Below are 10,859 nucleotides of genomic sequence, written 5' to 3' on the forward strand. Positions count from 1 at the left end.
GACGGCCTGGCCGACACCAAGTACCGCCCCTGCCCGCTGCTCACCAAGTATGTCGAGGCCGGATGGCTGGGCCGCAAGACCGGCCGCGGCTTCTACGACTATCGCGGAGAAACGCCGGTTCCGACACGGTGAGGGGGNGACGATCATGAACGTGCTGCACGACGGCCTGGCCGACACCAAGTACCGCCCCTGCCCGCTGCTCACCAAGTATGTCGAGGCCGGATGGCTGGGCCGCAAGACCGGCCGCGGCTTCTACGACTATCGCGGAGAAACGCCGGTTCCGACACGGTGAGGGGGGCGGCGGCGACGAGGCTGGAGAACGAAGGCCTGGAGGCCATTGGGGTCGGCTGTGGGTCATCACGCGCCAGGCACGAAGCAAGCCGCGGCGCAAGGTTCCTGCCCGATCGCCAGCCCAGCGAACCCACGTTTTCGTGAAGTGCCGCGATTGTTGCACAGGATGAGCCTGAGAGATGCGAAGATAAAGCGACCACATCGCACATATGGAGCCGAAAGCATGAAGTCCTCATTGGGTCTTTCGCTCTTGGCGCTGGCCTGTACGACCGTCATGGCCGTGGCACAGGACAGGTCGATGAGCTTTTTCGTGACCAGCCAGAATCCGGGGGGCGGTGGCAACCTGGGCGGATTGGAAGGAGCCGATGCGCATTGCACGACACTGGCCGAGGCGGCCGGAGCCACTGGCAAGACATGGCGGGCCTATCTCTCGAGCAGCACGGTCGATGCGCGCGACAGGATCGGAGAGGGACCCTGGCACAACGCGGCCGGCACCCTGATTGCCGAGAATGTCGAGGCCCTTCACGGCGATGGGAACCACCTCTCGAAGGAAACTGCCCTTGATGAATCCGGAAAGCCTGTCAACGGGCGGGGTGACGATCCCAACCGCCACGATATCCTGACCGGATCAATGCCTGACGGCACCGCGGCCGAGCAGACCTGTTCCGACTGGACAAGCGGAACCGAAGGTTCGGCCATGGTAGGCCACCATGACCGGATGGGGCTGGATGATTCCACGGCGGCAAAGTCGTGGAATTCTTCCCATCCCTCGCGCGGCTGCGACATCCCTGCGCTGCAGGGCACGGGAGGCGACGGCCTGTTCTATTGTTTCGCTGCCGACTAGGCCCAACCCCCTCACCGGGGCAGAGAGGCAGAGGGATAGCGGTTCGCGGTCTGTCGTGACGACCTGGCAATCCGGCTTCCAAAGCGGAAAGGTCTGGCCGGGTCAGGCTTGCCCGATCACCCTTCCGAATTCAGCCGCATCCGGGCGCGCTGTTCGCGGCGTTGCTGTTCCCGGCCCAGGTGGATGGATTGTTCCACGAAATCAAGGTGGTCGCGCGCAGCCCTTTCGCTGCGTTGCGGATCGCCCGCCTGGATCGCGTCGATGATCTCGAGATGCTGGTCCAGAAGCTTGCGGCCGGTGCCGTCGATGCTGCGCAACAGGTCGCGATTGTAGAAGATGCCGCGACGCGTCAGGTCGAAGACCGAGGCCATCATATGGATCAGGGTGGTGTTGTGGCTGGCGTCCACGACCGCGCTGTGCAGCCGCGCATCGGCCTCTCGCTCGCCCTCGCGGTCATCGGCTTTCCAGGCGATCTGGAGATCGTCGCGAATGGCCGCAAGCCGTTCCTTGTCGGCGGGGGTGGCCCGCTGGGCAGCAAGGCGGGCAGAAAACGCCTCCTGCTCGCGCCGGTATTCCAGATAATCGTGGAAGGCCTCGCCGTGGCGCGCATAAAGCGCCAGCATCGCGGGCGACATGGCGCGTCCAGTCAGTTCGGCGATATAGGTGCCGTCCCCATGGCGGATGGTCACGAGATTGCGGCTTTCCAAGACCTGCAGCGCCTCGCGCAGCTTGGGCCGCGAGACCTGGAAGGCATCCGACATCTCGCGTTCCGAGGGAAGACGCGCCCCCCCCTTCAGGATGCCATCGACGATCATCGTCTCGATCCTGTCCACAACCGCCTGGACGACTGATTCGTGTTCCACAGGTTCGAAAACCTTTGCCGCGATCATGGGGCGCAACCCTCCTGGGCTGCAACGCGCAGCCTGTGTCCAACATAATTTACCTTGGGCAAGCCGCAATTCAAGCAATTGCAGGCGGGATCAACCCTTTGCAGCAGATGTATTTATTCAACCGAGCCTGCACAGCCGCGGGACCTTCCGTTCGGCAGGCGGGACAGGACGCCAAGCGCGAAGGTCCGAAAGTTCATTGATTCATGCCAGAGGATCATATTATTTACCTCTTGCGATATTTATCCTGTCGCCCCGGGGTGGAGCGTGTCAAAAGAGTGGAGGAGCCGATCTGACAACGGCTGAAAGGTATGGTCCCCATGGCGGGGCCGTGCTGCAATCCAGCACCCGACCGGCGGGAAACTTCCCTTTCGACATTCACGACATGACAAGCAGGGCCGACCCGACCCCTGCCTGCCGCATGAAAGCCGCAAGGACCGCAGTCTGAAAAACCCGGCACGGAGGAAAAGCCGGGGCGGCACAACAAAACGGCGGGCTTGCCCGTCATCCGAGGAGGAACGATGCCTGACATCATCATATTCATTCTGGCCCTGCTGCCGATCGCCACGGTTTTCGTGCTGCTGGTCGTCATGGCACGGTCGGCCAGTTTTTCGATGCTCGTGGCCTATCTGGTCACGGCGGCCACGGCCCTGCTGGTCTGGGGCACCGACCTGAACATGGTTCTTGGCGCCACCGCAAACGGCGCCATCACCGCGATCAGCCTGCTGTACATCATCTTCGGCGCGATCCTGCTGTTGTTCACGCTTGAGGAAAGCGGCGGCATCCGGTCGATCCGAAGCGGCTTCACCAGCATCTCGCCCGACCGGCGCGTTCAGGCCATCATCATCGCCTGGATGTTCGGCTCTTTGATCGAGGGCGCCTCGGGCTTCGGCACGCCTGCGGCCATCGCTGCCCCGCTGCTGGTCGCCATCGGCTTTCCCGCCATGGCCGCGGTCCTTGTGACGCTGATCATCCAGAGCACGCCGGTATCCTTCGGCGCCGTCGGCACCCCGATCCTGGTCGGCGTGAACACCGGACTGGGCGGCCAGGAAATCGTCGAGACGACCATCGCGCCCATGGCCTATACCGACTATCTGCTGGAGATCGCCGTGAAGGTCGCCACCATCCACGGTCTTGTCGGCTTCCTGATCCCGCTGATCCTGGTGGGGATGCTAACGCGTTTCTTCGGCGCGAACCGGTCCTTCATCGAAGGCTTCCGCATCTGGAAATTCGCGCTGTTTGCGGGCTTTGCCTTTACCGTCCCTTACTGGATCATCGCCAATCTGCTGGGGCCGGAGTTCCCGTCGCTGCTGGGCGGCATCATCGGCCTGCTGATCGTCGTTCCCGCCGCACAGCGCGGCCTGTTCATCCCGAGGGAGACCTTCGACTTCCCGCCCCGCAACCAGTGGGACGAGGCTTGGGTCGGCAAGCTGGACGATCTTGAAGATCATCACGCGACCCGCCCGGTCATGCCCCTGATGAAGGCCTGGGCGCCCTATGTCCTGGTCGTGGCCCTGCTGATCATCACTCGCGCCGTAGGGCCGGTGAAGGCCTGGCTGAACTCGCCCGAGGTCACCATCGCGCTGGACAACCTGTTCAGTTCGGGCATCAACGCGCGGGTGCAGGTGCTGTATCTGCCCGGGACGGTGCTGATCCTCGTCTCGCTCATCACGTTCTTCCTGCATGGCATGAAGGGGCGCGACTATCTCCAGGCGCTGAAATCCTCGGCCTCGACCATGATCGCCGCTGCGCCTGCGCTGCTTCTGGCGGTGCCGATGGTGCAGGTGTTCATCAATTCGGCATCCGACACGCTGCAAAGCATGCCGATCGTCCTGGCCCAAGGCGTGTCGTCCGTCGTGGGCGAGGCATGGCCGATGTTTGCGCCGCTGATCGGGTCGATGGGCGCCTTTGTCGCCGGATCGAACACCGTCAGCAACATGATGTTCTCGCTGTTCCAGTTCTCGACCGCCGAACAGATCGGTCTGGGCGCGGCGGGCGCGGGCACCGTCGTCGCGCTGCAAGCCATTGGCGGGGCGGCCGGCAACATGATCTGCGTGCATAACGTGGTGGCCGCATCCGCAACGGTGGGCCTGGTCAACCGCGAGGGCGCGATCATCCGCATGACCCTGATCCCGATGACCTATTACATCATCCAGGGCGGGCTGATCGGCTTTGCGCTGCTGGCTGGCGGGTTCAACATGTGGTGGATCGCGGCGGTGATCTGGGCGGCAGCGGTGCTGTTCCTGATGTCGCAGAACCGCAGCCGCCTTCCCGCACTGTCGAGGACCTGAAGAACGATGGCCGCAAAGCCCAATCCCCGCGTCGGTCTGTTCGTGACCTGCCTTGTCGATGCGATCCGGCCGGGGATCGGCTTTGCGGCCATCCAGCTGCTGGAGGAAGCAGGATGCCGGGTCGAGGTGCCGCAGGGCCAGACCTGCTGCGGTCAGCCGGCCCTGAACAGCGGCGATGACACCGACGCGGCCCATCTGGCCCGCCAGACCATCGCCGCCTTCGAGGGATGCGACCATGTCGTCCTCCCCTCGGGGTCCTGCGCGGGAACGATGGTCCATGCCTATCCCGAACTGCTGGCGGGCGACCCCCAATGGGCCGCCCGCGCCACCGCCTTTGCCGCCAAGACCCACGAGATCACCAGCTTTCTGGTGGATGTCATGGGCTATCGGCCGCAAGGCCGCCGGCTGGATGCCTCGGCGACCTATCACGACAGTTGCGCGGGGTTGCGCGAACTGGGCATCGCCGCGCAGCCCCGCGCGCTTCTGGCCGAAGTCGAGGGGCTTCAGATGCGGCCGCTTGAAGGCAACGATGTCTGTTGCGGCTTCGGCGGCACCTTCTGCGTGAAATATCCGCAGATTTCCGACGCCATCACCACCGAGAAGGCCGAGGCCATCGAACGCAGCGGGGCCGATATCCTGCTGGCGGGCGACCTGGGCTGCCTGATGAACATGGCCGGCAAGCTGCACCGGCGCGGCGCCAGGACGCGCTGCTTCCACACCATCGAGGTTCTGGCAGGCCATGCGGACGGCCTCGCCATCGGCGAGGAAGGGTGACCATGACCGTGCCGCAGCCAAGCTTCAAGGAACGCGCGGCCGCCGCCCTGTCGGACGGCGCGCTGAAGATCGCCATCGACCGCACCACCGGCACCGCCGAACGCAAGCGCGCGGCCGCCTTGGCGGCATTCCCCGAATTCGACGCCGCGCGCGACAAGGGCAAGGCGATCAAGAACCACGTGATCGCCCATCTTGACCATTACCTCGAGATGTTCGAGCGAAACGCCACTGCCGCCGGAGCCCAGGTCCACTGGGCCACGGACGACGCCGAGGCGCGGGCCATCGTCACCCGCATCTGCCTGGACGCCGATGCCAAGCTGGTCACCCGGTCGAAATCCATGCTGGGCGAGGAGATCGGCCTGCCCCATGCCCTGGCCGATGCCGGGATCGAACGGGTCGAGACGGATCTGGCCGAACATATCATCCAGCTTGCGGGCGAACGGCCGTCGCACATTGTCTGGCCCGCCATGCACCGCACGCGCGAACAGGTGGCCGATCTGTTCAGGACGGGCCACAACCCGCCCCCCGCCGCCGAGGATCCGGGGACCATGGTGCAAAGCGCCCGGCGCGAATTGCGCGCCAAGTTCCTGGCCGCCGACATCGGCATCTCGGGCGCGAACTTCCTGGTCGCGGACACGGGCGCGACCTGCACCGTCACCAACGAAGGCAATGCCGAACTGACCACCACGCCGCCGCGCGTCCATATCGTGACGGCGGGGATCGAAAAGCTGGTGCCCTCGACCGCGCACGCCTTTGCGCTGCTGCGGCTGCTGGTGCGGTCCGCCACCGGCGGCGAGATGACGCAATACACGACCTTCCATCACGGACCCAGGCGTCCCGGCGACGCCGACGGTCCCGAGGAAATGCACATCGTCCTGGTGGACAACGGCCGCACGCGGATGCTGGCCGACGAGTTCCGCGAGATGCTGCGCTGCATCCGCTGCGGCGCCTGCATGAACCATTGCGTCGTTTATCGCCAGATCGGCGGGCACGCCTATGGCGGCACCTATCCCGGTCCGATGGGTGCTGTGCTGACGCCGGTGCTGGATGGGTTGGCGCCGTCGCGCGACCTGGCGCACGCCTGCACCATGAACGGCCGCTGCGCCGAGGTCTGCCCCGTGGGCATTCCGCTGCCCACCCTTTTGCGCGCCTGGCGCCGCCGAAGCTGGCGCGAACGGCTGGAACCCGGCAGCGTCCGCGCGGGTATCGGTCTTTGGGCCATGCTTGCGCGGCGGCCCGCCCTTTACCGCCTGGCCAGCCGGATCGGCGTGCGTGCCCTGCGGCTGCTGGGGCGGCGGGGCTGGATCAGCAGGCTGCCGCTGGCCGGGGGCTGGACCGCCTATCGCGACATGCCGCGCCCGTCGGGCCGGACCTTCATGGAACAGTATCGCGCCGAACAGGCCAGGCGAGAGGGTGGCAGATGACCGCACGCGACCGCATCCTGTCCGCCATCCGAAACGGCCTGGGTTCACGGCGGCCGGATCCTGATGCCATCGCCGCGGAAGCCGCAGCCCTGCTGGCGGACCCGCAGGCAACTCGGCCCCAACTTGCGGCGCCGGACTTGGCCGAGGCCTTCGCCCTGAAGGCCATGGCCCTGGGCACCACCATCGACCACGTCCCCGACATGGCCGCCGTCCCTGCCGCCCTGCGCCGCTATCTTGCGGACCATGGCCTGCCGGGTGTCGCGCTTCAGCCGGCGGCGGAACTGGCGACGCTTGATTGGGACGGGACCGCCATCCACACGGACATCGCCGCGGACGAGGCCGCAGGCCTGGGTCTGGCCCGATGGGGCATCGCCGAAAGCGGATCGCTGGTGATCCATTCGGGAACCGACAACCCGATCCTTCTGTCCTTCCTGCCGCTGCATCACATTCTTGTCCTGCGCCGGAACGACCTGCTGCCTCATCTGGAGGACTATGCCGCCGCGATGCAGGGAAGGGCGCAGCCCCGCAACGCCATCCTGATCACCGGCCCCAGCGGCACGACCGATATCGAGGGCAGCTATGTCCGGGGCGCCCACGGTCCCGGCTTCCTGCACGTCCTGCTGGTCGGTCCTTGATGCCACCCCGGCAGCCCGGCTTGTCAGCGGGCAGAGGCTTTCCAATCCGACCTCTTTGGGCTAATCGGCCCACTGGCATTTCGACCTTGCCTGACAAATTGTGGTCCCGCAGAACGCCCCCCAACCTGGCTGGCCTGTAACAACAGCATGGCCCGGGCGTCCGGACCCGTGAATGGCACGGCGGCAGGCACCCCGTGCAGATTGAAGGACCTTGCCCATGCAATCCCCCGCGCCCCTGACCGTCTTTGCCCTTGTCGCCGTCGCCACCACGGCAATCGTCTGTGGCGACACGGCAGGCAAGCTGTTGACGCAGGCGGGCGTGCAGCCGCTGTTCGTGGCCTGGTCGCGCTTTGCGCTAGCCGCGGCGGTTCTGGCCTGGCCGCTGGGCCTGCGGCGGGCCAACCTGCGCAGCCTGCTGGACTGGCGGCTGATCCTGCGGGCAGTGCTGATCGTGGCAAGCATCGCCTCGATCCTCAGCGCGCTGCAGACCGAGCCCATCGCGAACGTGTTCGGCGTCTTCTTCATCGGTCCGATGGTGGCCTATGCGCTGTCGGCCCTGTTGCTGGGCGAGCGCGTGTCATGGCTTCGGACGGCGATGCTTGTTCTGGGCTTTGCGGGCGTGCTGATGGTGGTTCAGCCCGGCGCGGACATGGGAAGGGGCATGGTCTTCGCGCTGATGGCCGGGGTGTTCTACGGCGCCTACCTGACGGCAACGCGTTGGCTGGCACCGTTTCATCCCTCGCCTTTCCTGCTGGCCTCGCAACTGGTCATCGGGGCTGTGCTTCTGCTTCCTGCGGGCCTTTCCGCCATTCCATCCGCCGGTGACTGGCAGGTCTGGACCCTGGTGATCGTCAGTTCGCTGGCCTCGGCCTTCGGCAACTATCTGCTGGTCGTGGTCAACCGGACGACGCCTGCAACGGTGTCGGCGCCCTTGATCTATTTCCAGCTGATCGCGGCCACCGTGATCGGATTTCTTGTCTTCGGCGATTGGCCCGACCCCGTGGCGCTGCTGGGCCTTGCTGTCATCTTCGCTTCGGGCCTTGGGGGATTGGTGCTGGCACCTCGGCTCAAGACGCCGGCGGGTTCTGCCGACCCTGCCACGTAAATCGGGCGACCACCACGGGCATTGGGACGCGCCTGATCCGGTCTGCCGCCAAGGTTGACCTCAAGGGCATGACGCAACTGCCTCCGAATCCACGCCAGACCTGTCCTTCAGCCTTGGCCTGATCGAGACGACGCCAGCCAATCTTCTGATTTTCCTTCTCTTCTTGAAAGAGGGTCTTGATGATCCTGTTCGGAATACCCATGTATGGGACTGACCAAGCTGCAATGATGTCGATCGGCCGCTTGCAAATCCCTGCACAGCTGCGTGCGATTTCTGCCGGGTCTTTTTGCCGGGTCGCCTTTGACGGGACCGTGGCAGATGACCCTTGCAAGAGAGGAGTTTCCTTCATGACTGCATCAAAGACCCTTTTCCGGGCCACGCGCTCGGAAACCCGCGCGGATGTCACCGATCGCGCGGCTCGTGAGATCATCGATGCCGAGGCCGCTGCCCGCAACCAGCGGATTGCCCGGCTCAGATCGCTTCGTCTTCAAAGCGAAGCCGCCGCGCGCCAGGTGTCGAAAGCAAAGCCCGCTGCGAAGCCGCGCAAGAAGGCGGGCTGAGGGCCGATTGCCGCGAACGGGGATGAGGGTGCCAAGGCCGTCAGCAATATGGGCCCAAGGCGGCCATTATCGAGGGGACGATCTGCAGGGACCGGATCATCACCCCAGGATTGTGCCCGGACAGGCCAGAGGCCCTGCCACGAATGTGCGGCGGGCTTCCTCGCTCCACCCGGGGCAGGAAGGATCGTCCGGGTTGACCGGACATCCGGGTCGGCGCGGCTTGCCCGTCAGCCTCGGCGTGCCTTGCGGGCCGCGTAACGCTGGTCGCGCATGGCCTTGCGCATGGCTTCATCGTCAAGGACGCGGGTGATCCGCTGGTTCTCGGCGCGCTCGCGGGCGTCGGCCTCTGCCGTGGCTGCCTTGGCCAGGGCGGCTTCACGTTCGCGGGTCTCCGCTTCCAGACGAGCCTGCTCCTCAAGCTTGGCCTGTTCGCGTGCCGTCTGGCGGGCTTCCCGCGCCTCGGCAATCCGGATGCGTTCCTGTTGCCGGGCTTCGCGTTCGGGCGAGGCTTTCTGAGCCGCCCGATAGGCCTGAAGAAGGGCGGCTTTTGCTTCCGTGGCGGTGCCGCGGCGTTCAGCGAGTTCGGTCTTCTTGATGGCTCTCAAATCTCTGCTCCAGGTGTTTGACATGGTGATGCTTGTCCGGGCTTTACCCTTCCCGGCAGGGCAGCGAGGTCATGGCGTCTTGCCGTGCGACTTCACGCTGTCTTGGCAGGAAAAGGCCGGGCAAGCTGCCTGGCCCGGATCCCGGGATGCCCTGTCAGAAGAAGGCTGTTGCGCAGCTGACAAGGGCAAGTCACTTGCTTATGCGACTTGCAGGTTGCTGGCCGACATCTTGCCCGACTTGCGGTCGCGCTTCAGGTCATAGGACAGCTTCTGGCCTTCGACGAGTTCGCCCAGGCCGCGCGTTCGACAGCCGAAATGTGGACGAATGCGTCCGGGCCGCCGTTGTCAGGCTGAATGAAGCCGAAGCCCTTGGTGGAATTGAACCATTTGACGATGCCGGCGGCCATGATGAACCCCTTCAAGGCAAGTGAGTTGGCCGGGGCGCCCGGGCGCAACGGCAAGACATGGCGAATTTGAAAGGGAGATCAGTTCAGAACGCGGTGCCAGACGCGCAACAATCATAGCTCGGCAGACAAATATCGGTAGGCAGCAGATAGGAGCGGCCGGTCCCCTTGTCAATGCCGCGAGGAACGGAGCCACGATGGGCCGGGGCCAGCCGCCTCTCATCGGTCGGCCTGACCCGGCAGGGGGCTAGGCCGTGATCAGCCCCATCTTCTCGGCTCGCAACAGCAGCGACCGCACGGACGACGGATACCACTTCGAACTGCCGCGGGGGGTGCGTTCGCGCATGCCCTCCAGCCGCTTGGCAATGCCCGCCAGCGTCAGGTCGGGATCGGCATGGCGCATCCCGGCGATGATGGCCAGCAGCCGGTCATCCGCCGTGCGGCGCGGGGCGCGGTCCAGCACGGCCGCAGGCAAAAGCCCGTCGCGGACATAGCGGCGGGCGGCGCGCTTCAGCCGCTCGACCGTCCAGGGCTGGCCGGTGCGGTTGCCCAGGAGCCTGGTCAGGTCGTCCCAGGCCATTCCGGGTCGGTGCCGGCGCACCAAGGGCAGCCAGGTGTCGGCTGTGGCCTCGAGCTTCTGGAAGTAGGTCTCGTCCCGGGCGGCACGCAGCTTGCGGATCGCCTCACGGTCGCCCGCCTTCAGTGCCGGATTGCCGCCGACCCGCCCCTGCGCACGCGCGGCCCGCAGCCCGGCCTTGGTCCGCTCGCGGATCAGCGCACGTTCCAGTTCCGCCACCGCCCCCATCACCTGCAGGCTGAACTTGCCCTGTGCGGTTGTCGTGTCGATCGGATCGCCCAGCGACCGGAAATGCGCGCCCTTGGCCTCCAGCGTCTCGATCACCTGCAACAGATGGCTCAAGGAGCGCGCCAGCCGGTCGAGGCGGACCACCACCAGCGTCTCTCCGGGCCGGATCGTCGCCAGAAGCCGCGCCAGGGCAGGGCGGGTGCGGTCGGCACCCGAGGCGTGCTCCTCGTGGAT

Annotated in this window: 11 protein-coding genes and 2 pseudogenes; 9 read left to right on the plus strand and 4 right to left on the minus strand. The window is 65.7% G+C overall.

The features are described 5' to 3' along the window. Positions 1-6 precede the first annotated feature (6 nt). From CK944_RS20270 to CK944_RS20280, 3 genes and pseudogenes are all read left to right on the plus strand, one after another. Positions 7-132 carry a 3-hydroxyacyl-CoA dehydrogenase family protein gene (locus tag CK944_RS20270; RefSeq protein ID WP_371411685.1) on the plus strand — a complete coding sequence of 42 codons (126 nt, stop codon included), beginning with the start codon at positions 7-9 and terminating at the stop codon, positions 130-132. Positions 133-142: 10 nt separating this feature from the next. Continuing rightward, positions 143-292, plus strand: a pseudogene (locus tag CK944_RS20275) (3-hydroxyacyl-CoA dehydrogenase family protein); the annotation flags it as partial. 222 nt (positions 293-514) lie between these two features. Next, positions 515-1,135, plus strand: a complete 621-nt coding sequence (locus CK944_RS20280) for a hypothetical protein (RefSeq protein ID WP_103174877.1) — start codon at positions 515-517, stop codon at positions 1,133-1,135. 116 nt (positions 1,136-1,251) lie between these two features. On the opposite strand, the gene CK944_RS20285 is transcribed toward CK944_RS20280, so the two are convergent. Then, positions 1,252-1,998, minus strand: a complete 747-nt coding sequence (locus CK944_RS20285) for a FadR/GntR family transcriptional regulator (RefSeq protein WP_239986184.1) — start codon at positions 1,996-1,998, stop codon at positions 1,252-1,254. A 545-nt stretch (positions 1,999-2,543) separates the two neighbouring features. Between CK944_RS20285 and CK944_RS20290 the strand changes: the two genes are divergently transcribed. The 6 genes from CK944_RS20290 to CK944_RS23810 all read left to right on the plus strand — a co-directional run bounded on the left by CK944_RS20290 (position 2,544) and on the right by CK944_RS23810 (position 8,811). Continuing rightward, positions 2,544-4,313 (plus strand): L-lactate permease, encoded by a 1,770-nt coding sequence (locus CK944_RS20290; protein ID WP_103174879.1) that lies wholly within the window; start codon positions 2,544-2,546, stop codon positions 4,311-4,313. A gap of 6 nt (positions 4,314-4,319) precedes the next feature. Next, positions 4,320-5,087, plus strand: coding sequence for a (Fe-S)-binding protein (locus CK944_RS20295; RefSeq protein WP_103174880.1), 768 nt, complete (start codon positions 4,320-4,322; stop codon positions 5,085-5,087). 2 nt (positions 5,088-5,089) lie between these two features. Then, complete coding sequence (locus CK944_RS20300; protein WP_103174881.1) at positions 5,090-6,511, plus strand: lactate utilization protein B; 1,422 nt, start codon at positions 5,090-5,092, stop codon at positions 6,509-6,511. After that, the gene (locus tag CK944_RS20305) at positions 6,508-7,146 is read left to right on the plus strand and encodes a lactate utilization protein (protein ID WP_103174882.1); all 639 of its coding nucleotides are present in this window, start codon (positions 6,508-6,510) and stop codon (positions 7,144-7,146) included. The genes CK944_RS20300 and CK944_RS20305 overlap by 4 nt, the downstream gene beginning before the upstream one ends. Before the next feature lie 217 nt (positions 7,147-7,363). Continuing rightward, positions 7,364-8,251: a DMT family transporter gene (locus CK944_RS20310; protein ID WP_103174883.1), complete on the plus strand. Its 888-nt coding sequence runs from the start codon at positions 7,364-7,366 to the stop codon at positions 8,249-8,251. A gap of 179 nt (positions 8,252-8,430) precedes the next feature. After that, on the plus strand, positions 8,431-8,811 hold the full coding sequence (locus tag CK944_RS23810) for a hypothetical protein (protein ID WP_205049123.1): 381 nt from the start codon (positions 8,431-8,433) through the stop codon (positions 8,809-8,811). A 227-nt stretch (positions 8,812-9,038) separates the two neighbouring features. Here CK944_RS23810 and CK944_RS20320 read toward each other — a convergent pair whose 3' ends face one another. From CK944_RS20320 to CK944_RS20330, 3 genes and pseudogenes are all read right to left on the minus strand, one after another. Beyond that, positions 9,039-9,440: a DUF6481 family protein gene (locus CK944_RS20320; RefSeq protein WP_103174885.1), complete on the minus strand. Its 402-nt coding sequence runs from the start codon at positions 9,438-9,440 to the stop codon at positions 9,039-9,041. A gap of 174 nt (positions 9,441-9,614) precedes the next feature. After that, positions 9,615-9,823: pseudogene (locus tag CK944_RS20325) on the minus strand (cold-shock protein). A gap of 244 nt (positions 9,824-10,067) precedes the next feature. Further along, positions 10,068-10,859: recombinase family protein (locus tag CK944_RS20330; RefSeq protein WP_103174886.1), on the minus strand; the 792-nt coding region annotated here is incomplete at its 5' end.

This window comes from Paracoccus sp. SY, assembly GCF_002901215.1.
Lineage (GTDB): Bacteria > Pseudomonadota > Alphaproteobacteria > Rhodobacterales > Rhodobacteraceae > Paracoccus > Paracoccus acridae.